Annotated in this window: 24 protein-coding genes; 7 read left to right on the forward strand and 17 right to left on the reverse strand. The window is 58.7% G+C overall.

The annotated features are described in order from the left end of the window. Positions 1-15: 15 nt before the first annotated feature. The 7 genes from GQF00_RS07245 to GQF00_RS07275 form a co-directional block, all read right to left on the reverse strand. Positions 16-855 (reverse strand): SDR family oxidoreductase, encoded by an 840-nt coding sequence (locus GQF00_RS07245; RefSeq protein WP_161318504.1) that lies wholly within the window; start codon positions 853-855, stop codon positions 16-18. Between the two features lie 34 nt (positions 856-889). Further along, positions 890-1,819 (reverse strand): metal-dependent hydrolase, encoded by a 930-nt coding sequence (locus GQF00_RS07250; protein ID WP_161318505.1) that lies wholly within the window; start codon positions 1,817-1,819, stop codon positions 890-892. Between the two features lie 256 nt (positions 1,820-2,075). Beyond that, a complete protein-coding gene (locus GQF00_RS07255) occupies positions 2,076-2,639 on the reverse strand; it encodes a DUF2780 domain-containing protein (RefSeq protein WP_161318506.1) in 564 nt (187 codons plus the stop codon). A 27-nt stretch (positions 2,640-2,666) separates the two neighbouring features. Next, a complete protein-coding gene (locus GQF00_RS07260) occupies positions 2,667-3,281 on the reverse strand; it encodes a trimeric intracellular cation channel family protein (RefSeq protein WP_161318507.1) in 615 nt (204 codons plus the stop codon). A 63-nt stretch (positions 3,282-3,344) separates the two neighbouring features. After that, positions 3,345-4,184, reverse strand: a complete 840-nt coding sequence (locus GQF00_RS07265; RefSeq protein WP_161318508.1) for a S1 RNA-binding domain-containing protein — start codon at positions 4,182-4,184, stop codon at positions 3,345-3,347. A 114-nt stretch (positions 4,185-4,298) separates the two neighbouring features. Next, positions 4,299-4,835 (reverse strand): DUF2058 domain-containing protein, encoded by a 537-nt coding sequence (locus GQF00_RS07270; RefSeq protein WP_161318509.1) that lies wholly within the window; start codon positions 4,833-4,835, stop codon positions 4,299-4,301. Positions 4,836-4,913: 78 nt separating this feature from the next. After that, positions 4,914-5,438 (reverse strand): DUF4262 domain-containing protein, encoded by a 525-nt coding sequence (locus tag GQF00_RS07275; protein ID WP_161318510.1) that lies wholly within the window; start codon positions 5,436-5,438, stop codon positions 4,914-4,916. A 138-nt stretch (positions 5,439-5,576) separates the two neighbouring features. On the opposite strand from GQF00_RS07275, the gene GQF00_RS07280 reads away from it, so the two are divergent. Together GQF00_RS07280 and GQF00_RS07285 are read left to right on the forward strand one after the other, a co-directional pair. Continuing rightward, positions 5,577-6,317 carry a TIGR04219 family outer membrane beta-barrel protein gene (locus GQF00_RS07280; RefSeq protein ID WP_161318511.1) on the forward strand — a complete coding sequence of 247 codons (741 nt, stop codon included), beginning with the start codon at positions 5,577-5,579 and terminating at the stop codon, positions 6,315-6,317. A gap of 2 nt (positions 6,318-6,319) precedes the next feature. Continuing rightward, on the forward strand, positions 6,320-7,072 hold the full coding sequence (locus GQF00_RS07285; RefSeq protein WP_161318512.1) for a TIGR04219 family outer membrane beta-barrel protein: 753 nt from the start codon (positions 6,320-6,322) through the stop codon (positions 7,070-7,072). A gap of 10 nt (positions 7,073-7,082) precedes the next feature. On the opposite strand, the gene GQF00_RS07290 is transcribed toward GQF00_RS07285, so the two are convergent. The 8 genes from GQF00_RS07290 to thiC all read right to left on the reverse strand — a co-directional run bounded on the left by GQF00_RS07290 (position 7,083) and on the right by thiC (position 17,191). Beyond that, on the reverse strand, positions 7,083-7,958 hold the full coding sequence (locus GQF00_RS07290; protein WP_161318513.1) for an acyltransferase: 876 nt from the start codon (positions 7,956-7,958) through the stop codon (positions 7,083-7,085). Between the two features lie 72 nt (positions 7,959-8,030). Then, positions 8,031-10,274, reverse strand: coding sequence for a DNA topoisomerase IV subunit A (gene parC / locus GQF00_RS07295; protein ID WP_161318514.1), 2,244 nt, complete (start codon positions 10,272-10,274; stop codon positions 8,031-8,033). Positions 10,275-10,388: 114 nt separating this feature from the next. Next, positions 10,389-12,275: a DNA topoisomerase IV subunit B gene (gene parE, locus GQF00_RS07300; protein ID WP_161318515.1), complete on the reverse strand. Its 1,887-nt coding sequence runs from the start codon at positions 12,273-12,275 to the stop codon at positions 10,389-10,391. Between the two features lie 69 nt (positions 12,276-12,344). After that, a complete protein-coding gene (locus GQF00_RS07305; protein ID WP_161318516.1) occupies positions 12,345-12,938 on the reverse strand; it encodes a YqiA/YcfP family alpha/beta fold hydrolase in 594 nt (197 codons plus the stop codon). A 271-nt stretch (positions 12,939-13,209) separates the two neighbouring features. Beyond that, complete coding sequence (gene cpdA, locus GQF00_RS07310; RefSeq protein WP_161318517.1) at positions 13,210-14,016, reverse strand: 3',5'-cyclic-AMP phosphodiesterase; 807 nt, start codon at positions 14,014-14,016, stop codon at positions 13,210-13,212. A 214-nt stretch (positions 14,017-14,230) separates the two neighbouring features. Further along, positions 14,231-14,689 carry a DUF1249 domain-containing protein gene (locus tag GQF00_RS07315; RefSeq protein ID WP_161318518.1) on the reverse strand — a complete coding sequence of 153 codons (459 nt, stop codon included), beginning with the start codon at positions 14,687-14,689 and terminating at the stop codon, positions 14,231-14,233. Then, positions 14,686-15,315, reverse strand: a complete 630-nt coding sequence (locus tag GQF00_RS07320) for an NUDIX domain-containing protein (RefSeq protein WP_161318519.1) — start codon at positions 15,313-15,315, stop codon at positions 14,686-14,688. Before GQF00_RS07320 ends, GQF00_RS07315 begins: the two co-directional genes overlap by 4 nt. Further along, entirely contained in the window at positions 15,308-17,191 is a 1,884-nt protein-coding gene (gene thiC, locus GQF00_RS07325) for a phosphomethylpyrimidine synthase ThiC (protein ID WP_161318520.1), read from the reverse strand. Before thiC ends, GQF00_RS07320 begins: the two co-directional genes overlap by 8 nt. Positions 17,192-17,354: 163 nt before the next feature. Here thiC and GQF00_RS07330 point away from each other — a divergent pair, with 163 nt between their 5' ends. Further along, positions 17,355-18,785 (forward strand): TolC family outer membrane protein, encoded by a 1,431-nt coding sequence (locus tag GQF00_RS07330; RefSeq protein WP_161318521.1) that lies wholly within the window; start codon positions 17,355-17,357, stop codon positions 18,783-18,785. A gap of 114 nt (positions 18,786-18,899) precedes the next feature. On the opposite strand, the gene waaA is transcribed toward GQF00_RS07330, so the two are convergent. Beyond that, positions 18,900-20,165 carry a lipid IV(A) 3-deoxy-D-manno-octulosonic acid transferase gene (gene waaA, locus GQF00_RS07335; protein ID WP_161318522.1) on the reverse strand — a complete coding sequence of 422 codons (1,266 nt, stop codon included), beginning with the start codon at positions 20,163-20,165 and terminating at the stop codon, positions 18,900-18,902. Between the two features lie 90 nt (positions 20,166-20,255). Between waaA and GQF00_RS07340 the strand changes: the two genes are divergently transcribed. The 3 genes from GQF00_RS07340 to GQF00_RS07350 all read left to right on the forward strand — a co-directional run bounded on the left by GQF00_RS07340 (position 20,256) and on the right by GQF00_RS07350 (position 22,690). After that, complete coding sequence (locus GQF00_RS07340; protein WP_161318523.1) at positions 20,256-21,473, forward strand: FAD-dependent oxidoreductase; 1,218 nt, start codon at positions 20,256-20,258, stop codon at positions 21,471-21,473. Between the two features lie 78 nt (positions 21,474-21,551). Next, positions 21,552-22,343, forward strand: a complete 792-nt coding sequence (locus tag GQF00_RS07345; protein ID WP_161318524.1) for an aldo/keto reductase — start codon at positions 21,552-21,554, stop codon at positions 22,341-22,343. A 17-nt stretch (positions 22,344-22,360) separates the two neighbouring features. Continuing rightward, positions 22,361-22,690, forward strand: a complete 330-nt coding sequence (locus tag GQF00_RS07350) for a hypothetical protein (RefSeq protein WP_161318525.1) — start codon at positions 22,361-22,363, stop codon at positions 22,688-22,690. A 148-nt stretch (positions 22,691-22,838) separates the two neighbouring features. Here the strand turns inward: GQF00_RS07350 and GQF00_RS07355 are convergent, their stop codons facing one another. Continuing rightward, positions 22,839-23,690, reverse strand: coding sequence for a patatin family protein (locus GQF00_RS07355; RefSeq protein WP_161318526.1), 852 nt, complete (start codon positions 23,688-23,690; stop codon positions 22,839-22,841). 346 nt (positions 23,691-24,036) lie between these two features. Between GQF00_RS07355 and atzF the strand changes: the two genes are divergently transcribed. Beyond that, positions 24,037-25,830 carry an allophanate hydrolase gene (gene atzF, locus GQF00_RS07360; protein WP_161318527.1) on the forward strand — a complete coding sequence of 598 codons (1,794 nt, stop codon included), beginning with the start codon at positions 24,037-24,039 and terminating at the stop codon, positions 25,828-25,830. Positions 25,831-25,900: the final 70 nt, after the last annotated feature.

The following is a 25,900-nucleotide window of genomic DNA, read 5'->3' on the forward strand; positions in this document are numbered from 1 at the left end:
GAGAAAAAACCTCTATCAATTCTTCACAAACCGGTACGAAAAACCGAGCAAATCGGCATACAGGTTTGGCGATACGCGCTTCATCACCCAGAACAACTTGGCGTCGACCTGGGGAGTGGTGTACAGCTCACCCTTGTCGAGACGGTTCAGGGTCAGCTTGGCCACGGAGTCACTGGTAGTCATGGCGTAGTTCATCAACGCATGGTCAGCCAGTTTGGAGTAACGATCCGGAATACGGCCATCTTTGATGATATTGGTGGGCACCAGGGTCGGGCACAGTACGTTGACCTTGATGTTGTCCCGCTTGAGCTCCGCATACAGCGTTTCCGACAAGGCACGCACACCGGCCTTGGTCACGTTGTAGGCACTCATTTCCGGTGCAGCAGTGTACGATGCCGCTGAGGCCACATTGATGATCGCGCCGCGGCCTTGCTTCTTGAAGCCCGGCACAAAGTAATGGCACCCATGGACAACACCCCACAGGTTCACATCCATCACCCATTTCCAGTCTTTCAGGCTCAGTTCATCAAACTTTCCGCCGATGCCGACACCGGCATTATTGATCACCAGCGTGACCGGCTCTCCGAGCAGCTCTTCAGCCTGCTTGGCCAGTTTTTCCACCTGCTCCGCGCTGCCCACATCGCACGCCACCGCATAGGCCGTGCCACCGGCTTCTTCGATCAGGGCAGCGGTTTCTTCCGCACTTTCCAGTTTCAGGTCAGCACACACGACGGCACTGTTACGGCGAGCCAGCTCCAGAGCAAAGCTGCGACCGATGCCGCTACCGGCACCAGTGACTACCGCATAGCCGTTATAACTCGGCTTGCTGGAACGAAACTTGAGAATATTCAGCATGAATTTCACCCATCCAGGTAACGTATTTTTTTGCTCAGGCGCGCTTGCCCGGTACAAATTCCTTGGTCAGATACGGCGTCAGCAACCCGGTTTTCGGGTGCAGAAGCTTCTCCTTGTAATACTCCAGATAGGCAGTGGTGTCGTGATCGCTGGGATGAAAGTCACGACGGGTGTAATCCAGAATGTGCTTGATGGTGCTGCCGTAGACGCCCTCTTTCGGGCCAGCCAGCATCGCCAGGCTTCGACGTACATCTTTCCAGTAGCGGGGGCTGATCAGATTACGCGGTTTACGCATTACCGGAATCACTGAGGCAGCAACCGGTATCAGGAAAACAATGGTGAACGCCGCCAGCACAAACCCGCGCATACGCAGGGCATAATCACCAGACAACTCCTGGAACACATCGTATGCCACGTCCTTATGCTCGGACTCTTCCAGCATATGCCACATCCACAGGGCACGCTGCTTCTCATCCATGGACTCATAGAAGATGTCCTCGTGCTTCATCATGTACTCCGCCAGCACCGCGGTGAAATGCTCAATGCCCGCCATCAATGACAGCTGCATGCGGTTGGACAGTTTCTTGAAGCCGTGCTCGAACACCTTGTCCGCAAGGAAGCGGTACAGGCCCACAGGAAAACGGTGCTTGGCCAGCACATCGTTGAACTCATTGTGCATCTTGGAGTGGATGGCTTCCTGACCGATCAGGGCAGTGACCAGACGCTTGAGCTCCGGATCTTTTACAAACTGACGGTGGTAACGGGCCGTATCGATTACCAGATCTTCACCAAACGTCAGAAAGATAGACAGCGCTTCAAAATACGCTGACGCCAGCTCGGTATTTCTGAAAAAAGTATCGTCCAGCTCCCGGGGATCGAACTTAAAATCCATATGCCGAATGGGCATCTCATAGTTCTTCTGGGTGCTTTTCGGTACGTACTGATGAATTGTTGCAGTTGTCATGTCGGCTCACCTGAGTCCGTTGAAGGCACATGGCTGGCGGGTCTGGGAGCGCACAAGAGCGCACCCGCCAACTGTTACATTGATGAGTGACACAATAAAGCAAACGCTTGTTCGGGTTCAATTCGGATTAAAGTGCCGAAAGGCTGGAGGCGAGAGACCTGAAAGAATAACGATGCCGCCCCGCCACAGGCATGCGCCCGCAGCGGGAAGGAAGGAAAGCCGTTTTGATGTTTGGATTTTGGCGCAGGCGCGGGAACTATTCCGCTGGCGCTTTTACGCCCCAAAGGCCGCCCAGGCTGCTGAGGGCGGAGCTTGCCACCCCTTCACCACCGAGAAAACCGAGGATCTTGGGGGCAAACTGACTGATCATGTCCGGACTCAGGCCCAAAGCGCTGAACACCTTGCCAACCCCTTCCAGGCTGGAAATATTGCCCAGCATACTGCTGGCCAGACCGCTACCTTCTCCTCCAAGCAGGGAATCCAGCCCCGGCACCTTGGAAAGAATACCGCCGAACTGATCGGCAGACAGATTGTTCTTGGCCATGGCCAACAGGGCACCGGCACCGCCTGCTGCTTGCTTCTGGGTGACGCCCAGATCGGTAGTCAGACTATCCACCAGGGCCTGCGCCTCACCGCTGACCGCAACTCCGCTATCCAGGGCGCCACTGGCAGCACCCATGCCTTCATTGGCTTTTTGGGAAGCACTGTCCACCGCAGTATTGGCCGAGTCGGTCAGCTTCTTGAAATCAAAGGCCTGCGCCGGCCCACTGGCAGCCATGGCCAGCACCGAACCCAACATCACAACCTGTAGCTTGTTCATCCTTAGTCTCCCTATTAACCGTTCGCTTCATGCGTCCGGCACATTGTATTCAAAACGCGGCAGATGCCATCCAAAACGTATTGCCAACAGGCGTACAGAAAACCCGCTGACCACAGTGACCAGTACCGCCAACCACTCCGGGACCAGCCAATGCAGCAGTGCCAGATACAGCACCGCGGCACCCAATGATACTACTGCATAGAGCTCCTTCTGGAACACCAGCGGCACCCGGTTACACAACAAATCCCGGATCACGCCGCCGAACATCCCGGTGATCAGGCCGGCCAGCGCCGCCACCGGGGCCCCCAACTCCATGCCCAAAGCGACCTGGGCGCCAATCACGGTAAACGCCATCAGGCCCAATGCATCCAGAGCCAGAAACAGGTTTCGCAACCGGGACATATACGGTGCAATCCAGGTGGCCACCAGCGCCGCCAGGGTGGTCAGCAGCAGGTATTCAGGGTGGGCAATCCAGGTGAGCGGATAATGTCCGAGCAGGATATCGCGTACCGAACCACCCCCAAAAGCAGTCACGGAGGCGATCATTACCACCCCGAACAGATCCATCTTGAGACGGCCTGCGGCAAGGGCGCCGGTCATGGCTTCGGCGGTGATTCCGATCAGATACAAGGTTATCAGCATGCGCCCTCCATGTTGGCATCAGGGCTGGCCGGCAGACCCCGGGCATGAAGTTAGAACAGAGGGTCAGGCCCGACGAATGCGGTCTTTCTCAATAGTGATCTTGCGGGCCTTGTAAAGCCCGCCAATGGCCTGCTTGAAGGCGTTCTTGCTGCAGCGGAAGGCATCGAAGATCGCCTCCGGGGAGCTCTTGTCTCCCAGCGGCAATTCACCACCGGCCTGCTCCAGTGCGGCCATGACCTGCTCACTCAGTGCATCACTCTTGGCCGCACCCGGGGCATTCAGGGACAAGCTCAACTTGCCGTCTTCGCGCAGGCGCTGCACATAACCGGTGACGCGCTGGCCGTGCTTGAGCGGTGCACGCAGTTCCTTGCGGGCAATCATGCCCCAGTAGCGGTTATTGACCACCATCTTCCAGCCCAGATCGGTTTCCCGGGCCGCAATCAAGGTGACTTCATCGCCCTGCTGAAATTCATCACAGGTATCTTTCATGAACCGGTCCAGCTTGGCGCTGGCCAGCAGACGACCTTCCCGGTCGGTGGTCACAATCACCAGCACGCGCCCACCTGGACGCAGCGGCCCGGTTTGCTCAGCAAACGGCAGCAGCAGATCCTTGGGCATGCCCCAGTCAAGAAAAGCGCCCAGCTTGCTGGTGGATACCACACCCAGGGTTGCCACCTCGCCTCGCAAGACCTTGGGCGCCTTCACCGATGCCATGACACTGCCCTGACCATCGTTGTACAGCGTAACCAGCACACTGTCCCCAGGCGCCAGATCACCGGCTTCGCGGCTCGGCAGCAACACATCGCCCAAACTCCCGCCATCCAGCAACAGTCCGTTACGTACCGCCCGAATCACTTCCAGCGAATAGCGACGGCCAAGCGTCAGAGAGGACGATTCAGTCATAAAAAAGCTCACTTGCCGGAGAGTGCAGACCAGATCTTGGACTGGCCGGAATCGCGGGCTCGGCGGTTTCGGTGACTCCGCCCTCACCCGCGGTGTTGCGTGGTGCGTCTCTTTTTACCACATCAGATCATCAGGAATCGGGAAATCCTTGTACGGATCATCGTCATCCACTTCCTGATTGCCGCGTTCGTTCAACAGCAGCACCGCCTGCTCATCACGCTGGCGGATCTTTTCCGCCACCACGGTGGGCACCAGCTCATAACCGTCGCCAAGCGCCACAATGGCAATCTGTCCACGCTCCAGCTGTTGCTGCTGCTTGGCGGTTACCCAAGCCTTCTTGATCTTCTTGTCCTGCACAAACTGGAATGCCACATCACCCTTGCTGCGATCGATCCGGCTCTGCTCGGTCATCTGCTTGATCTGCGCAGCAATTTCCTTCTTTTCACGCTCAGCCTTGCGTTCTGCCTCCAGCTTGCGATCCGCTTCCGCCTGTTCTTCACGCAACCGGCGAGCCCGCTCGGCAGGATCTTCCAGATCAATCTCACCACGCTTGGCCTTGTTGACCTCTTCGCGCTTCTGCTGCTTGGCCTTGCGGGCCTTTTTCTTGTCTGCCAGACCGGCCTTCATCAACTGTTCTTGCAGGGAGCTCATGCGGATCTCTCGTTCATTCGGTGTGGTGACTTATCGTAGGTCGGAAACTGGCGAAAGGAAATCGCCGCAGCTGCCGCCCTATGGCCTGGTCAACGGTGTGGCCGGTGGTGTTCCCAGCAACGGCTGGGCACGACTAAAACGGGCATCGTAGCCCGGCTGCCAGGGGAACACCCCCTTGGGGTCCGGCCACACCATCTGCAATGCAGGGTAAGGGGCCGGCAGGCTCTGATAAAACCAGTTGGCAAAGCCCAGGTATTCCTTGTAGTGAGGAAAGGCCACAGGCAGAAACATGACCTCCAGACCATCGGCAATATCGCTGTAAAGACGATACGGCTGATAGGGCTTGTTGAGCCCGCGGATACGCACCGCCGCACTGTCCAGCAGCCGGCTGGCCAACGAATCCTTGAGCCCCACCACAATCAGTTCCGGGTGATTCAGATTAAGGAAATGCCCGACGCTGAAGGTATAACCGGGCTGGCCATCACCGCCGGCGACGGCAAAGTGGTGCCACCCCTTGCGCTGGATATCCGCAAGCAGCGCTTCGTCTTCCGTATCTTCCGGGGCCGGATAACGGAATTTTCCTGGCATTTCTTCGAGAAACATGTGGCTGTCTGACTCCGTGGGGCGGGGGTTACCCATGTCTTGTTCGCCGGGCCAGTTTAACAGAAAGCAGGCGGACTTGGCGCCCCGACCACTTGCTGCGCTACACTCCAGAACACAGCCTCTTCCCAGGGATCGATCATGAAACGGACACTCTTCGCCACCTGCACCCTGCTTGCCTGCTCGGCACTCCATGCCGCCCCCGGTCTGTCCATCTACGGCGGGGGGTATAACTGGGATACGGATTTCTCCGGCACGGTTTCGTCCGGCGGCGCCAACATCGATGTGGAAGACGACCTGGGCATGGGCAAGGCCGACCAGAGCGTTATCTGGCTGGGACTCGAACACGCCGTTCCGCTAATTCCCAATGCCCGCATCCGCTACTTTGATCTCTACGAATCCGCCAGCAACCGTATTCAGCGGAGCTTCGAATTCAACGGCCAGACCTATTTGGCCAGCACCCGGGTGGATAGCGAGCTGGAGCTGGACATGCTGGAAGGCACCCTTTACTACTCGCCCATCGACAGCAACCTGAAGCTGGATCTGGGGCTGACCATCCGCCACATTGATGGCTTCATCCGTCTCAACAGCATTATTGCCGACTCCCGATTGGATATTGACGAGATACTGCCGCTGGCCCATGGCGCTGTCAGGTTCGACATACCGGGTACCGGGGCCTACGTGGGCGGCGAACTGAATGCGATCAAATACGACGGTTCGTCCATGAGCGACTACAACGCCCGGGTGGGCTGGCGATCTGACTTTCTGCTGGGCGTGGAAGTGGGCTACAGCCAGATAAGCCTGGACCTGGATAACGTCAGCCAGCTGACCACCGAACTGGATATGGGCGGTCCGTACCTGGCCCTGTCGCTGGGCTTTTAATCGTGGCCCTTGCACGTGTTGCCCTCGGGATCGCCACCACAGTCTGTGTTTGCGCCCAGGCCAACGCCGCCGCTCAGATCAGCGCCGGCGCCTACAACTGGAACAGTGAACTGGAGGGTACTGTCGCCTCCGGGGCAGCAGCCCTGGATCTGGATGATGATCTCGGTTTCGGTTATTCCCGCCAGACCGGTGCCATGCTGCAACTGCAACATGCTGCTGCCCTGCTGCCCCAGGTTAGCCTGCGTTACCTGTCTCTCCGGGAAAACAGCCAGGCACTGCCAGGCCAGTCCCTGGCGTTTGACAGCGAGACCTTCCCAGCCGGGCAACCCCTGCACAGTGATCTGGAACTGGGCATCCTGGACGGCACCCTGTATTACGCGTTTCCCCAAGAACATGGTCTACGGCTGGATGCCGGTCTGACAGTACGCAATCTGGATGGCGAGCTGATACTGGAATCAAACTCCCGTCAGGGGCAGCAAGCGATTGAGGACACCCTCCCCCAGCTCCATCTTGCCGCCCATTACCCCTTTCGCCTGCTATCCGACAACGCCTATCTCGGCGCAGAGGTTAACGGTGTCTATCTGAAAGATGATCAAGTGACCGACTTCACACTAAAAGCCGGGTGGCGCAGTGATTTTCTGTTCGGGGTGGAAGTGGGCTTTAACCAGATGTTCGTCAAGCTGGACGACGATTCCGACAGCGCCATCGACCTGAAATTCGGCGGGCCCTATCTGGCCCTGACACTGAATTTCTGAGGCATTACCGTTACAGCACACGCTGCAGCTCGGTGATGCGCTGGTCCTTATCGTCCCAGAGCTCACTCACCCACTGCTGGACTTCCGCCCTGAACACCGGGTCATCCTGATAGTCACTGCGCCACAGGGCGGGCTCCAGCGGACGGGTCTGCACATCAACGACCACGTGACTCACCCTGCCACAGAGCAACTCCCAGAACCCCGGCGGCTTGCCTTGCGGATACACAATCGTCACGTCCAGCAACGCATCCAGGTTATCCCCCAGCGCGGCCATCACAAATGCCACACCGCCGGCCTTGGGCTTGAGCAAATGGGTATAAGGGGATTGCTGGGCCTGTTGCTTGGCCGCTGTAAACCGGGTGCCTTCCAGGAAGTTCACCACCGTCACTGGAATACCCTGAAACTTTTCACAGGCACGACGGGTAATCTCAAGATCCTTGCCTTTCAGCTCGGGGTGTTTATCAAGAACCGCCTTGCTGTAGCGCTTCATGAACGGATAATCCAGCGCCCAGAATGCCAACCCCAGGAACGGCACCCAGATCAGCTCTTTCTTGAGGAAGAATTTGAAATAGGGCGTCTTGCGATTAAACGTTTCCACCAGAGCCGGAATATCCACCCAGGACTGATGATTACTGACCACCAGATAGGAGGTGTCCTGGCGCAGGTTTTCCACCCCACGGATATCCCAATGGGTGGGCGTCATCAGGGCAAAGATAGCCTTGCAGATTTCCGCCCAGGTTTCGGCAATCCACATCACCACCCGGGAACAGAACCGGCGCCAGCCAGTACCGGGCAAGACCTTGAGAAGGGCCACAATCATCATGGGGCCGATCAGCACCAGCGTATTGATCAGTAACAGCAGTACCGTCGTGATTCCCCGAACCATGCCCTTGTCCTCTGCCTCTATCCTGACCGCTCACTGCCTCGTGTGATTGCCGGCCCGCAGGCCGGCACAACCTCACTCGCTGTCCTTGCGTTCTACTGCCATGCTATCCACGTTCTGGAAACCCCGTGGCAGCTTGGCACCACGTCGGCCACGCTCACCGTAATAGTGTTCCAGATCGCTGGGTTTGAGCGTCAGATGACGCCTGCCGGCAAAGATGGTGAGCGAATCCTGCGGCCCCACCACCTGCACATCCTGGACGAACTCTTCGCGGGCCTGCACCCGGGCCGAGGGCACCGACATCATCTTGTTACCCTTGCCGCGCATCATTTCCGGCAGCTCCTTCACCGGGAATACCAGCAATCGGCCTTCGTTGGATACCAGGGCGATCAAATCCTCTGCCGTGCTGGCAATGGGTTGCGGTGGCAGTACCCGGCCACCCTTGGGCACGCTAAGCACGGTCTTCCCGGCCTTCTTGTTGGCTAGTAGATCCCCGTAGCGCACCACGAAGCCATAACCGGCATCCGTGCTCATCAGGAAGGCATCTTTGTCCTTGCCCATCACTGCCGCCATGAAGCTGGCACCGGAAGGCGGACTCACCCGCCCGGACAGGGGCTCACCCTGCCCCCGTGCACTGGGCAGCGTGTGCGCCAGTACGGAATAACTGCGGCCGGTACTGTCGAGGAAACACACCGGCTGGTTGGATTTGCCCTTCGCCGATGCCTTGTACTTGTCTCCCGCCTTGTAACTCAGGCCTTCCACATCCACATCGTGGCCCTTGGCGGCACGCACCCAACCCTTTTCGGACAGAACGACGGTGACCGGATCTGCACTGACCAGATCGGTTTCATCCAGGGCGGCGGCAGCATCACGTTCCACCAGCGGCGAGCGACGATCATCGCCATATTTTTCTGCGTCTTCCTTGAGCTCTTTGGCCACCAGCTTTTTCATTTTGGCGGTGGAACCCAGTGTCGCTTCCAGCTTTTCACGCTCTTCGTTGAGCTCATCCTGCTCGCCACGGATTTTCATTTCCTCGAGCTTGGCCAGGTGGCGCAACTTCAGTTCGAGGATGGCTTCCGCCTGCCGATCGGAAATGCCAAAGCGCTCCATCAGCACCGGCTTGGGTGCATCTTCGGTACGGATGATGTGAATCACTTCATCAATATTGAGGAAAGCAACCAGCAAGCCTTCAAGGATATGCAGGCGATCGAGCACCTTGTCGAGACGGTGCTGAAGGCGACGACGCACAGTGACCATTCTGAACTGCAGCCATTCATTAAGAATGGTATCCAGGCTCTTCACCTGTGGCCGGCCATCGATGCCGATCATGTTCAGGTTCACCCGGTAGTTCTTTTCCAGATCCGTGGTGGCGAACAGGTGACTCATCAACTGTTCCACATCCACCCGGTTTGAACGTGGCGTGATCACCAGACGGGTCGGGTTTTCATGATCGGATTCATCACGAAGATCGCTGACCATGGGCAGCTTCTTCTTGTTCATCTGATCGGCGATCTGCTCCAGCACCTTGGCACCGGATACCTGGTAAGGCAGCGCGGTAACAACAATGTCGCCATCCTCCCGCTCATACACGGCGCGCTGCTTCAGTGATCCCTTGCCCTCCGCGTACATGCGAATGATGTCATTCTGCGGGGTGATCACTTCGGCTTCGGTGGGGAAATCCGGCCCCTGGATGAACTCCATCAGGTCATCCAGGGACGCACCTGGATCCTTCAGTAGATGAATACAGGCGTTGGCCACTTCGCGCAGATTATGGGGCGGAATATCCGTGCTCATGCCCACCGCGATACCGGTGGTGCCATTGAGCAACACATTGGGCAGCCGTGCCGGCAGCATTTTCGGCTCTTCCATGGTGCCGTCGAAGTTCGGCAACCATTCCACCGTACCCTGACCCAGCTCGGAGAGCAGCACTTCCGCATAAGGCGCAAGCTTGGATTCGGTGTAACGCATGGCGGCGAACGACTTGGGATCATCCGCGCTGCCCCAGTTGCCCTGCCCATCCACCAGCGGATAGCGGTAACTGAACGGCTGCGCCATCAGCACCATGGCTTCGTAACAGGCCGAATCACCGTGAGGGTGATACTTACCCAGCACATCACCCACGGTACGGGCTGACTTCTTGTGCTTCGCGGTGGACTTTAATCCCAGCTCGCTCATGGCGTACACAATACGCCGCTGCACCGGCTTGAGACCGTCGCCAATGTTCGGCAGCGCCCGGTCGAGAATCACGTACATGGAATAATCCAGATACGCTTTTTCGGTGTATTCCCTTAAGGGAAAACTTTCAAATTCTTCTGCCATTTTTGCTCGCTATATTCGCTCAGGTCTGACGTCGGACATCTGCAGTCGAACGCCAGGACCGGTTATTCTTTTGTGTCAGACGTCCGACATCAGACGCCCGACCTGCCGCAGGCATCACACTTCGGCCAGATTGCCCTTCTCTTCCAGCCAGCTTTTGCGATCGGATGCACGCTTCTTGCTCAGCAGCATATCCATCAGCTGATGGGTTTCGTCATCGCTGCTGATAGACAGTTGCACCAGCCGACGGGTATCCGGAGCCATGGTGGTTTCACGCAACTGCAGCGGGTTCATCTCACCCAGGCCCTTGAAGCGGGTCACATTGACCTTGCCGCGTTTCTTTTCTGCCTTGATGCGATCCAGCACACCTTCACGCTCTTCCTTGTCCAGGGCGTAATACACTTCCTTGCCCACGTCGATCCGGTAGAGCGGTGGCATGGCCACGAATACATGCCCCTGTTTGACCAGCGCAGGAAAATGACGCAGGAACAGGGCACAGATCAGCGTGGCGATGTGCAAGCCATCGGAGTCCGCATCCGCCAGAATGCACACCTTGCCGTAGCGCAACCCTTCGATATCGTCGCTGCCCGGCTCAATACCCAGCGCCACGGCAATATCGTGAATTTCCTGGCTGCCCAACACCTCGTTGGAATCCACTTCCCAGGTATTCATGATCTTGCCGCGCAGCGGCATGATGGCCTGGAACACCCGATCGCGGGCCTGCTTGGCAGAGCCCCCCGCCGAGTCCCCTTCCACCAGAAAGATTTCGCTCTGGGCCGGGTCATCGCTGGTGCAGTCTGCCAGCTTGCCGGGCAGCGCCGGACCACTGGTGACTTTTTTACGGGTGACTTTCTTGGCCGCGCGCAAACGCTTCTGGGCATTATTGATGCACAGGTCTGCCAGTTTTTCGGCTTCGTCGGTGTGCTGGTTCAGCCACAGGGAGAAGGCGTCCTTCACGACCCCGGAAACAAACGCCGCGGTCTGACGGGAGCTGAGACGCTCCTTGGTCTGGCCGGCAAATTGCGGGTCCTGCATTTTCACGCTCAGCACGTAGGCTGCCCGGTCCCAGATATCTTCCGGGGTCAGCTTGACGCCACGGGGCAACAAATTACGGAATTCACAGAACTCGCGCATGGCATCCAGCAGACCGGAGCGCAAACCATTCACATGGGTGCCCCCCTGCGCCGTCGGGATCAGGTTCACATAGGATTCCTGAACCAGCTCGCCCCCTTCCGGCAGCCAGGTCACCGCCCAGTCCACCGCTTCGGTTTCCGCACTCATGGCGCCGTTGAAGGGCTCCTGCGGCACGCGCTCCCAACCGGCTGAGGATTCCAGCAGATATTCGATCAGGCCATCTTCAAACTGCCAGGTATCGGTCTCACCGTTGTTCTGGTTTTCCAGAATAACCTTGAGCCCCGGGCACAACACGGCCTTGGCGCGCAACAGATGTTTGAGTCGGGAGACGGAAATTTTCGGCGAATCAAAATAGCTGGCATCCGGCCAGAAACGCAGAATCGTGCCGGTGTTGCGCTTGCCAACGGTGTCGACCACTTCCAGTTCGCTGCGTTTTTCACCGTCACCGAATTCGATGCGATGCAGCTGGCCATCACGCTTGACCAGCACTTCCAGTTTGGTGGAAAGGGCGTTCACCACGGACACCCCCACACCGTGCAGGCCGCCGCTGAACTGGTAGTTGTTATTGGAGAACTTGCCACCCGCGTGGAGCGTGGAAAGAATCACTTCCACCCCCGGCTTCTTCTGCACCGGGTGCATGTCCACCGGCATGCCACGACCATCATCTTCCACTTCCACGCCACCGTCCTTGAACAGGGTGACCTTGATGGACTTGGCGTGCCCCGCCAGGGCTTCATCGACGGAGTTGTCGATCACTTCCTGGGCAAGGTGGTTGGGGCGGGTGGTATCGGTGTACATGCCCGGGCGTTTACGCACCGGCTCCAGGCCCGACAAAACTTCAATATTTTCGGACGTATAATTATTGGTCATAAATTATCTTGAATTCAGGGTCTGACGTCGGAAGTCAGGCGACAGACAAACAGTTTGTAGCGTCAGACTTCAGACATCCGACGTCAGACTTACACCACAAAACCGCAGTATCAGCGGTATGAAGGCGTCAAAGTTATCAAAGCCGTGGCTTCCACCCAAGCCACAATAGCGGTGGCAGTCGCCATAATAGTCCCAGCCGTCTTCCCAGTTGAGGGTTTCGTCCCCGGTCTGGGTGAGCAGCAACAGGTTTTCCGGCTGCGAAATGTCCGCCACTTCGTAGCGGCGCAGGGCCTCCAGCCAGGCGGGATCAAATTCCCAGGCCTCGCCGGTGTGATAGTTATGCTGGATACCTGTGTATTTGTCCAGTAGTAGCCAGGGACGAACAGCAGGATTCAGGACCACCGCCTTCAGATCATGATGCTCAGCCAGCCAGGTGGCGTAGAAACCGCCCAGCGACGAGCCCAGCAACGCCACCGGCCCGGCCGAGGCAATGGCTGCATCCAGCTCGGCCATGGCCTCACGGGGCGAGGGCGGCAATGCCGGGGCAATCAACCGTTCCGCGCAACCCGCCCGCTCGAACACCTCGCGCAGCAGGCCGGCCTTGTGGGAGGCAGGGGAACTGTTGAAGCCGTGAATATAGAGGAGGGAGATTTCGGAGGCCATGGGAAGAACCAAGTGATAATTGAGAATGGATAATTGATAACGAAAGAGCCTCGCAGGCCCCGGACACGTTGTCCATTATCAATTCAGGATTCGGGATTTCCAGGAAACCTCGGGGACACTCCCGTCATCCCGAAGCTATTCGCTGCGCCCCTCCGGGGCCAGACTTCGCTTTGCGGTGCAGGCTCTCCTTGCTGGAGGCCGCATTGCTTCGCAGGCGGAGATGCTGGATCAAGTCCGGCATGACGTTTCCAGGCTATCAATTATCAATTAATCAGTAGCCCTTCACCGAGAAATCCACCTCAAAGGTGATGCCTTCCACGCGGCTAACGCCGGTATCGATGCGGCCGTCAGCATGAAGGTCCAGCCAGCGGTAACCGGGATTTGTATCATCCACGGCAAAGTCTTCGCTGAACGGCTTGAACTGCACACAGGTACTGGGCACGGCCATCATGCGGACACCGTTGCGCTCGCTATCGTATTCCTGGTGCACATGGCCCCAGATGATCGCCCGCACACGCGGATGCCGGTCAATGACGTCGAAGAACTTGTTCGCGCTACCCACCACTTGGGTATCCAGCCAGGCACAGCCCATGGGCACCGGATGGTGATGCAGGCACACCATCAGGTGCTCGCCTTTGGCGTTGGCCAAGGCATCATCGAGGAATTTCAGGTCTTCATCGAACAGTTCGCCGGGGACTTCGCCAGGAATGGTGGAGTCCAGCATGACGATTGTCCAGTGATCCAGCTCCAGCACACAGGGACTCATCCTGTCCCGCTGGGCATGCAGCGCCTCCAGCATGGGGGCGGGCTTGTCGTGATTGCCCTCCAGCCAGTACACCGGCACCTGGAAGGTGCTCAGGGCATCATCCAGTCGCTGATAGGATTCAAAGGAAGCATCCTGGGACAAATCCCCGGTCGCCAGTATCAGATCCGGATTGGGCTGTTCCTTGCGGATCAGCTCCAGAACCTTGTCCAGGCTAAACTGGGTATTGAGGCCCAAAAGCTTGCCACTGACATCGGCAAACAAGTGGCAGTCCGATAACTGCACAATTCGAAGGGGCTGCAACTGCTGCGTCAAATCCCCGCTCCCGTGACCATACTCTTTATTCCATCTTGTGGGGGAGGCCGACCCTCCCTGGCGTCCCCGTTACGCCGCCTGACCATTTTGGTCAGCACATTCACTTATAACCAAGATGATGGCACTTTTCTAGGCAACAACACCCATACCCTGAAATGGTTACCAATTCTCCACAATTGATACTGTCAGTGATTGCTTAGCGCCACAATCCGTGTCAGTCACCGGAAACCTGCTGTCGCCAGTGCATCCCGGCATCCCGGCCATGGTCGTGAACATGCCGCAGCCATTCCGCGAGGAAACCGTTCCACTGGGCCTTTTCGTCGCGCTGATGCATGTGGCGATTCGGGTAGGTGTAGCGGGCGGCGACCCGCCGAAAAGGGCGCGCCTCGGTAACTTCCGCCAGACGCGCATCGTGATACAGGCGCACCGTTAGCCGGGAGGCCGGCAGCACCGCCAGCAACTCCTGATCTTCAAGGCGAACCGTGGTGGTATAGGGAGAACGCTCCAGCACTCGCAGGTGCAGAGTGTGGGGATGATGTTCATGGCCAAGCTCAACCGCCAGGCTATCCTTGTCTCCCAGGGCCTTCATCAACGGCATCATGCGTGCATAGTTTTCCTCGCACTGGGTCATCAATGCGCGAAAATCGAGACGATAGCGGCCCCGTCGGCTCACACCTGTCCCCAGCGTGCATCCAGCTCGGCACGGTGCAGCAGCAGCCACTGCAGTGCAATCAGGCTGGCCGCATTATCCACCCGCCCCGACTCCAGCAGAGCAGGAATTTGCGACACCGACACCGTCAACGCACGAATATCTTCTCCTTCGTCCGGACAACCGAAGATACCGCCCGCCCCCTGTAGATCCGCCCGCCCCACAAACACATGCAAGCGCTCATCGGTACCGCCCGGACTGGGCATATAGCGCGCCACGGTTTCCATCTCGCCCAGCGTCAGACCGGCCTCCTCCACCGCCTCACGGCGAATCAGGTCTTCGGCACTTTCGCCGGCCTTGTCCGCCAGCCCGGCAATCAACTCCAGACACCAGGGCGATGATCGCCAATCCAGGGCACCGACACGAAACTGCTCTACCAGCAGGATTTCACCACGCACCGGATCATAGGGCAGCACCGCCGCCGCCTGCGGACGCACAAACAGCTCACGGCGGATGGGCTTGCCCCAGCCACCCTCATACTGGCGATGACGCAGGGTCAGGGCATCGACACGGAAGAACCCCTGGAACGGGGTTTCCCGCTCCAGAATTTCCACATCGTCCTGAGTGAAGCGCGGATCGATATCAGTCATTGGCTTTGTGATAGAGGGCACTGCCCTTTTCACGGAATTCCCGGGACATTTCCTCCATGCCGGCTTCTGCATCGGCCTGTGCCACCTGGGCCTTGCCATCGCCGTAAGTGTCGCGCACTTCCTGGCTGATCTTCATGGAGCAGAACTTGGGGCCACACATGGAGCAGAAATGCGCCACCTTGTGAGCCTGCTTGGGCATGGTTTCGTCATGGAATTCGCGGGCACGATCCGGGTCCAGGCCCAGGTTGAACTGGTCTTCCCAACGGAACTCGAACCGGGCCTTGGACAGGGCGTTGTCACGAATCTGCGCCCCGGGATGCCCCTTGGCCAGATCGGCAGCATGGGCAGCGATCTTGTAGGCAATGATGCCTTCCTTCACGTCTTCCCGGTTGGGCAGACCCAGGTGCTCTTTCGGAGTCACGTAGCAAAGCATGGCGGTGCCGTACCAACCGATCATGGCCGCACCGATGGCGCTGGAGATGTGATCGTAGCCAGGAGACACATCAATGGTCAGCGGGCCCAGCGTGTAGAACGGGGCTTCACCACAGTGCTTCAGCTGCTCGTCCATGTTGGCCTTGATCATGTGCATGGGCACGTGGCCGGGACCTTCAATCATCACCTGCACGTCATGCTCCCAGGCGATCTTGGTGAGCTCACCGAGAGTGCGCAGTTCGCTGAACTGGGCTTCATCGTTGGCATCGGCAATGGAGCCGGGACGTAGACCATCCCCGAGGCTGAAGGTCACATCGTAGGCCTTCATGATCTCGCAAATGTCTTCGAAGTGGGTGTAGAGGAAATTCTCTTTGTGATGCGCCAGACACCACTTGGCCATGATCGAGCCACCGCGGGACACGATGCCGGTAACCCGGTTGGCGGTCATCGGCACATAGCGCAGCAACACGCCGGCGTGGATGGTGAAGTAGCTCACGCCCTGCTCGGCCTGCTCGATCAGGGTGTCGCGGAAGATTTCCCAGGTCAGGTCTTCGGCAATACCGTTCACCTTTTCCAGCGCCTGGTAGATCGGCACGGTACCGATGGGCACCGGCGAGTTACGCAGGATCCACTCGCGGGTTTCGTGAATATTGTCGCCGGTGGACAGGTCCATCACCGTGTCGCCGCCCCAGCGGGTGGCCCAGGTCATCTTGGACACTTCTTCCTCGATGGAGGAGGTCACCGCCGAGTTACCGATATTGGCGTTGATCTTGGTGAGGAAGTTGCGGCCGATAATCATCGGCTCGATTTCCGGGTGGTTGATGTTCACCGGAATCACCGCGCGACCGCGGGCCACTTCATCACGGACAAATTCGGGGGTTATTTCCGACGGAATCGCCGCCCCAAAGCTCTGCCCCGGGTGCTGGCTGTCCGGCAGACCGGCTGCACGCTGTTCCTGCAGACGCTGGTTCTCGCGGATAGCCACGAATTCCATTTCCGGCGTGATGATACCCTGACGGGCATAGTGCATCTGGGAAACGTTTCTGCCTGCTTTGGCGCGCAACGGTGTGCGCACGTGCTCGAAGCGCAGACCGGCCACTTTCAGGTCCACTGCACGCTTGCGGCCATATTCGCTGGTCAGACCGGGTAATTCCTCGGTATCATCCCTTTCCTGAATCCAATTCAAACGGATTGGTGCCAAACCCTTGCGCACATCAATTTGCACATCCGGATCGGTATAGGGCCCGGAAGTATCATAAACTGTCACCGGCGGGTTATCCTCGAACTTTCCGTCCGCCAGCGGAGTCGGATCCTGACGGATCTCGCGCATGGGCACCCGGATATCCGGCCGGGAACCAACTACGTGGATTTTGCGGGACCCAACAATGGGCTGACAGGATTCATCAATGGCAGTAGCCGCGATGGGGCGCTGATCGTCTGGCACGTCGGCCTCCAGATAGAAATAAGGTACGGAGAGGAATGGCGGACACTATACGCCAGCGCCCATTGGCCAAACAACCGCATTCCCGGACCGCAAAAGTCACTATCAATTTCTAAACCAGCCGGTACTATAATTGGCTGACAACGACAGGAAAGAGTGCCCCAGAATGAAGCGCAGCCCCAGCAAGTCCCTTGTATTCATGCTGACCGCCCTGGCCAGCTCCGTTAATGCCGCCGATCTGGTTGACGTGGCCAATGCCGCCTGGAGCTATGACGGTACCTGGCGCGCCGCCCGCATGAACTGGAACGCAGACCAGCAACTGCTGGTGCAAGGTCGGGCCGCCCTCTTTCCCACCGTGTCTGCCAGCTATGGGCGCTACGACAACAAGCAGGAAATCGAGGACATCAACTTCGACCAGAACTACGGCAGCGAGGTCAGCACCTTCACCCTGGCCCAGCCTCTGTTCCGTGTAGATGCCTGGTACGGGTACAAGGAAGCCAAGTCCAGCACCGATGTGGCGCATGCAAACTTTGAACAGGCCCGGCAGGATTTCGTCCTCCGCGTCGCCCAGGGCTACTTCGGCGTGCTGCGCGCCTGGGATACCTGGGTGTCCGCCAAGGCCGAAGAGAAAGCCATTGGCCGCCAGCTGGAACAGACCCGGGAACGCTTCGATGTGGGCCTGGTACCGGCCACCGATGTGGAAGAAGCCCAGGCCACCTATGACCTGACCCAGGTGAACCTGATCGTGGCACGCCAGCAGTACGAAATTGCCCGCGACCAGCTGGAAACCCTCACCGGCCAGCAGTGGGAAAGTCTGGCCGAACTGCGCGAAAACCTGCCCATGGAAGGCCCGCAACCTGCCGCCATGGATGACTGGATCGAGAAAGCCAAGGCGGAAAACCCCCAGGTGCGCGCAGCCCGCTACAACACCGAACTCACCGAGAACACCGCCAAACGCCAGCTGGGTGCAATGATGCCCCAGGTGCAGCTGGTGGCTCAGTATCAACACTCCCACCTGTCCCCGGATGAAGATCCGGCAGTGACAGGCACCGGCACCACCGGTGGCAGAAACTCCCTGTACGACACCCAGAACCGTCAGATCGGCATTGAAGTCAGCATGCCTTTGTTCCAGGGGGGTGGCTTGAACAGCCGTCGCAAGGAAGCCTACCTGCGCGCCGATGCAGCAGACTACCAGTACGACCAGACCCTGCGTAACGCGGTTCAGCAGACCCGCAACGCCTACCGCACCGTGGAAGCCGATGCCCTGCGCATCAAGGCCCGCGAACAGGCCATTCGCTCCACCCGCTCCGCCCTGGATGCCACCCAGTCCGGGTATGAAGTGGGCACCCGTAACGTGGTCGACGTACTCAACGCCCAGCGCGCCCTGTTCGCCGCCGAGCGTGACTATGCCAACGCCCGCTACGACTACATCGTCGATTCCCTGACCCTGAAATCCAGCACCGGCGACCTCCACCAGGGCGACCTGGCCGCAGTGAACCAGTGGCTCTCTACCGATGAGACCCTGAACCTTTATCAGCCGGACCTGGAAGGCAAGAGTGAAGAGATGATGGAAGAGAATTCAGTTAATAATGAATAACGGCGCGAACAAGCGCCGGATTGACGTAAAAAAAGAGGCCGCGCCCATCCCATGGGCGCGGCCTCTTTGCCTTCAGAACAAGGGCTTTAGTTATTAATTATTCATTATCAACTATTAATTGATCCCCAACTGTTCACTGATCAAACCCAGCCCCTTCTCAAGCGCCCCCCGATTGGCTTCCACCACCGCGGCGGCGGCCTGCCCCTGTTGACGGCAACGCTCGGCATCGTCAAACAGCGCCAACAGGGTGGTTGCCAGCTCTTGCTCATTATTGACAACCGACAACCCGCCGGCATCATCCAGCAACCGGGAAATGGCGGTGAAGTTGTGCAAATGAGGGCCGGTGAGGACCGGCTTTTCCCACGCGGCAGGCTCGAGAAGATTATGACCACCCACCGGCACCAGAGAGCCACCCACAAAGGCCAGGTCCGCCGTGCCGAACAGCATCAGCAATTCCCCCATGGTGTCGGCCAGATAAACCTGCACGTCCGCCGGAGAGGCTTCTGCACTGCGGCGGGCCAGGCTCAAGCCCTTGCCGCGAATCTGTGCGGCCACATCATTGAATCGTTCCGGGTGGCGAGGCACCAGCACCAGCAGGGTATCCGGATGGCTGGCCAATACCTGTTGATGGGCCGCCAGCACCGGTTCGTCTTCACCGGGATGGGTGCTGGCCGCAATCCATACCCGACGCTCGCCCATCTGTGCACGCAGCGCAGCCGACCGGTCACGCAACACAGCATCCAGCGTCATGTCGAACTTCACGCTGCCAATGGCATGCACTCGTTCCGGCCATGCCCCCAACGCCACATAGCGCTCCGCCTCCACCGGAGTCTGCACCGCCAGCGCATCGAACTGCGCCATCATCGGCCGCACCAGTCGCGGCAACTTGCCGTAGCCCCGATAGCTTTTTTCGGACAAGCGCCCGTTCATCAGCATCAGTTTCGCGCCATGGCACTTCACTGCCGCACACAGGTTCGGCCACAGCTCGGTTTCCAATACCACCACCAGCTGCGGATCAAATGCTTTCATGAAACGATTCAGTGCACCGGGAACTTCCCAAGGGCAATACACATGGCTCACCCGATCACCAAACAGGGCCTTTACCCGTTCAGAGCCTGTGGGCGTCGTGGTGGTCACCAGCAAGGGCGTGTCCGGATGATCCGTCAGCAACCGCTCTATCAGGGGAGCCGCGGCAAGGGTTTCGCCTACGGATACCGCATGTACCCAGAGGCTGTTCCTCAGCGTGCCGGGGCGATACCCCCACGCCATGCGCTCAGCCCAGCGTTGACGATAAGCTGGAGCCTTGCGGCCGCGTAGCCACAAGCGCAGGAACAAAAACGGCAGGAGCAGATACCAGAGGGCAGAGTAAAAGGTACGCATAGGGCTTCTTGTGTCTGACATAGGACGCCGGACGTCTGCCGCCCGACCCGTCTATGCTAGCATAGCCGCACAGATCAACGATGGTGTTCCATGAGCAACCCAACACTAAAACCTGATGTACTGATTTTTGGTGGCGGTATCGCCGGGCTGTGGCTGATCAACCGCCTGAATGCGGCCGGCTACCAGTGCCTGCTGCTGGAAAGCGCCACCCTTGGCGGCGATCAGACCCTGGCCAGCCAGGGCATTATTCATGGCGGCCTCAAGTACGCCTTGAGCGGCAGCCTGTCCAGCGAGTCGGAATCCATTGCCGCCATGCCGGACCGCTGGCGCGCCGCCATGGCAGGGGACGACCCGGTGGATCTGCGCAACCTGAAGGTCCTCAGCGACACCCAACATATGTGGTCCAGCGGCTCCGTGGCCTCGCGGATGACCAATTTTTTCGCCAGCAAGATGCTGCGCGGGCGCATCGACAAGCTGAAGCGAACCGACTTCCCTTCCGCACTGGCGGACAAGGCATTCAAAGGCAACGTCTACAAACTGGACGATCTGGTGATCAACACCGAGTCCCTGATCGACACCCTGAGCGCCCCGGTCCGTGACCGCCTGCTCGCCTTCGATACTGACCGCGACACCCTGGAATGGAATGACAACGGGCTGGCCAGTTGCACCCTCAACGGAATTCGCATCGAACCCAAACTGACCCTGCTGGCCGCTGGCAATGGCAATCCTGCATTACTTGAGCAGGCCCACAAGGCGCATCTGCTGGAAGACGAAAACAGCCAGCTGCGCCCCCTGAAAATGCTGCTGGTCAAACATGACCTTGGCCATCGTCTCTATGCTCATTGCGTCGGCACCAGCAACAAGCCGGTACTCACCGTCACCACCCATGACTGCCCCGATGGCAAGCTGGTGTGGTACCTGGGCGGCGACCTTGCCGAACAGGGCGTGGAGCGTACCGACGAGGAGCAGTTGGCCGCCGGCCGCGAAGAACTGAACAAGCTGTTCCCGTGGCTGGATTTCAGCAAGGCACAACTGGCGACCCTCGACGTGGTAAGGGCCGAACCGAAACAGCAGAATCTGGTAAAACCGGATAACGCCTATGCTCGCCGGGATAAAAATCTGATCATCTCCTGGCCCACCAAACTGACCCTGGCTCCGGATCTGGGCGACCGGGTGATGGCGCTGGTGGAAGAGAGCGGATTGCAGCCAGGCGAACCGTTTACTGTACCGGCAGAACTCGAGCGGGCACCGCTGGGCACGCCGTACTGGCATCGGTGTTTTGAAGAAGGTCTGACGTCTGACGTCTGACGTCTGACGCCAGCATAGTCCTAATTTTCTTCTGACGTCCGACTTCCGACGTCAGACTTGTTTATCAGGGGTTCATTCATGGCTTTCATGCGCCCGCTGGGCAACACAGGTTTGACCGTCAGCGCCCTGGGGCTCGGCACGGTAAAGATCGGCCGTGACAAGGGGGTAAAGTACCCTAATGGCTTCACCATTCCCGACGATGCTGCGGTCATCGAGCTGCTGGCCCGGGCCCGGGATCTGGGTATCAATCTGGTGGACACCGCCCCCGCCTATGGCCACAGCGAAGAACGGCTGGGCAAGCTGCTCACCCAACGGCAGGACTGGGTGATTGTTACCAAGGTGGGCGAGGAATTTGATAACGACAGCGGCGAAAGCCGTTTCGATTTTTCCCCGGAGTACGTGCGCACTTCCGTGGAACGCAGTCTGAAAAGACTGAACACCGACTACCTGGATTGCGTGCTGGTGCATTCCGACGGCAATGACATGGCCATCATTGAGCAGGGCACCCTGGACGTCCTCAATGATCTGAAAAAAGCAGGACTGATTCGCGCCACCGGCATGTCCACCAAGACCGTGGAAGGCGGCATCGCCACCCTGCAGCAGGCAGACGTGGCCATGGTCACCTACAACCTTCAGCACCTTGGCGAAGTGCCGGTCATCGATCATGCCGCCGCTCACCAGAAAGGCATCCTGATCAAGAAAGCCTTCGCCAGTGGTCATCTGGCCGATGACATTGTCGACCCGGTGCAGGAAAGTCTGAACCAGATCCTTGGCACCTCAGGTGTAGGCAGTATCATTGCCGGCACCATCAACCCGAAACACCTGCAGGAAAATGTGGCCAAAGCCCGCCTCGCCTGCAGCGAAGAATAATGACAGGAACTCCCGCCATGCGTTTTGCCCTCATTGCCACTCTTGTTGCCTTCACGTCCCTCGCCCAGGCCAACGATGTTCAGCTGTTACGGGAAGCTCCGCAAAGCTGCGAAGAAAAAGGCGAAGTCACCATCACCACCGGCAGCAAGTTTCAGGGCATGATCTTCAGCGACGCCTGGATCAACAACAATGCCAGCAAGAAAATCAGGAAAGCCATCAAGAAAGCCGGCGGCAACGTGGGCGTCATCAGCGACCGCCGTGAGTTCCTGATGGAAAGCCAGTTCCGCGGCCTGGAGAGAATTGAGCTGGATGCCTGGGCGTGGAAGTGCGAAGAAAAGGACGATTGAGCTACAAGCCTCAAGCCGCAAGCTACAACGCGGCATAAATCCCCTGATTAATTCCAACATCTCAGCCGCGCCCAAACCATTGAGCGCGGCCTCAATGCTTGAGGACACATGCCAAACCGGCCCGTGTTGCAGCTTGTAGCTTGCTGACCTATAAGCTCGAAGCTACTTTTGTGCCTACTCCCATCGCCTCCATGCCCGCCCAATGCCCCTGCTGATACCCCACTTCCAGCTTTCTCGCATTGGTGGTCAGGCGGCTGACCGGGAAATCTTCCGGTGGCGCAATCACAGTAAGTCGACAATCGCCTGGCGGATTGGCGATGAACGCCAGCGAATCATTGTAGGCATCAGTGCGATTGACCATGGCCTCGTACAACGCGGGCATATCCCTGACCCAGGGCTTGAGCAGGGGAGTCAGGGCACTGGGTTTCTTGCGGTAGCCCTGGTGTCGGGACAGCACCACAGTGATCTCCCGTGCACCCTGCTCATAGGCCCAGCGCACCGGAATGGAGTCGGCCAGCCCACCATCGGTCATGGCATGCCCGTTCACGGTGGGAAAATCCCGGTAGGCAAAGGGGATGGAACAGGAAGCCGTCATGACCTCGTTGAGGTTCTCAGGCCGGGTCTGAAAGTAATGCGCCGTGCCTTTTTCCACTGAGGTAGTCACCACCCACAGCGGCACCTGCCGCTGCCAATGCCGTTCCAGCGCCAACGGCACATCCTCGAGAGACTGGTGCCACAGCCAGTGCACGTCACACAGATGACCGCCGGCCATGAAGCGCTGCCAGTTGATAAAGTCAGGCCGACAGGCATGGTCAGTGATGATCGTCCTGCTACGGCCATGGTCTCCCGCCAGATAACCAATCAGATTGGTAGAACCCGCGGACACACCAACCGCAAAATCGAAGTCCTGATAGTCGCATTCCAGAAACGCATCCAGTACCCCGGCAGCAAAAATGCCGCGCATGGCACCACCCTCTACTACCAAAGCACGCTGACTCACAACGCTCCTCCTGCTGTCTGACTGAACCTGATCTCCACGCAACCATGCCAAAGTGCTGCACGCAGCGGAAATAGAATGGCGCTGTTTCAGCCATCAATTACGGCAATGCCATACGAGGCAGCAGCCGCAATGCACCACGCCGCTTCCATGGCCACAGGGCGTGCTGCACCGTTGCAGCGCAGACGCATCAGGTTGGCGCATTCAGAATCGCCGATCCGTCCCCAAGCAAACAAGGAAACACTGATTAATTATTGTAAAAACAAGGCATTAAAAAAACTCCAGCAGACTGGCACCCCGCTTGCACAAGTAGGCATACAAACTTGTATACAACCAGGTGTGCGAAACAATGATCGGCTGGACTCTGGAAAAATGGCAGGCTGCCTACCGCAGCGGGGAGCTCACCCCGGCGCAGGCGATGAAACAACTGGCAACCGCATTGCACGACAGCGAACGTGCCTTGTGGATCCACCTGCTGGATGAGTCCTCGCTGGTTGCCCAGGCAGAAGCACTTACCGATCCGACTCTGCCCTTGTACGGCATTCCCTTCGCTGTGAAGGACAACATCGACGTGGCCGGCATGCCCACCACCGCCGCCTGCCCCGCCTTTGCCTATACCCCGGAAGAAGATGCCAGCGCCGTTCGCCTGCTACGCGAAGCCGGCGCCATCGTGGTGGGCAAGACCAACCTGGATCAGTTTGCCACCGGCCTGGTGGGCACCCGTTCACCCTATGGCGAAGCACCCAACCCATTCAACCCGGATTACCTCAGTGGCGGTTCCAGTTCCGGTTCCGCAGTAGCCGTAAGCAGCGGCCTGGTGCCATTTGCACTGGGCACCGATACCGCCGGCTCCGGTCGGGTACCGGCTGCCTTTACCAATACTGTCGGCCTGAAACCCACCCGCGGCGCGGTGAGCACCAAAGGCGTCGTGCCGGCCTGCCGCACTCTGGATTGTGTCAGTGTATTTGCCCTCGACGTCACCGATGCGCAAACCATTTACCACCTGATCGGCCAGTTCGACAACGCAGATGCCTACAGCCGAGCCGCACCAAGCCTGCAAAACCAGGGCCTTCCCTCACGCCCCAGGCTCGGCATTCCCAAGGATCTGCCCTGGTTCGGCGACGATCAGGCAAAAGCTCTGTGGGAACGCAACCTGGCGGCCATGAGTGATATCGCCGAGCTGGTGCCGGTGGACACCACGGTGCTGCAGGATGCGGCCGCCCTCCTCTACCAGGGCCCCTGGGTGGCGGAGCGATTCACCGTGGCTGAATCGCTGCTGACAGAACAACCGGATGCCGTGCTGCCGGTAATCCGCAACATTCTTGAACCTGCCGCGGGCATTACTGCCACGGACAGCTTTCGTGCCCAATACCAACTGGCCGAACTCAAACGGCAATCGGAACAACTGATGTGTCAGGTAGACGCCCTGCTGTTGCCTACCACTCCAGGCATCTATACCCGTGCAGCGGTCAATGCCGATCCGATCACTCTCAACAGCCAGCTGGGCACCTGGACCAACTTCGTCAACTTGCTGGACATGTGTGCCCTGGCACTGCCTGGTGGTTTACGGGAAGACGGGCTGCCCGGCGGCATCACGTTGATCGGTGACGCCTGGCAGGATCATGCACTGGCAGAGTTCGGCCGCCGCTGGCAGCGCCACCACCCCTGGCAGGCCGGCGCCACCGGGCAAATGCTGGCGCAGCCCGACAGTGTCGCGGCCAACGACGACCAGGCAGACACCATCAGCGTGGCAGTGGTGGGTGCCCACCTCACAGGTATGCCCCTCAACAGTCAGCTCACTGAACGTCAGGCTGTGCTGCTGGAAGCCACCCACACTGCATCCTGCTACCGGCTTTATGCCCTGGCCAACACGGTTCCCCCCAAACCCGGCCTGATCCGCAATGACAAGGACGGCGGCGACAGCATTCCCATTGAACTGTGGCAAATGCCCGTGGAGCACTTCGGCAGCTTTGTCGGACTGATCCCGGCGCCACTGGGTATTGGCAGCCTGGAAACCGTGGATGGCCGCTGGGTGAAAGGGTTTATCTGTGAGCCCTGGGCCATTGATGACGCCACTGACATCACCGCACTTGGCGGCTGGAGAAATTACATCGCCCAGCTGAAAAAGAAGGAGACACTGTAATGTTGAAGAAAGTGCTGATCGAGTCCGCCATATCGGGGACCGGGGTGACAACCTGATCAGCGCCAACGTC

This window comes from Alcanivorax sp. DP30 (genome assembly GCF_009882945.1).
GTDB lineage: Bacteria > Pseudomonadota > Gammaproteobacteria > Pseudomonadales > Alcanivoracaceae > Alcanivorax.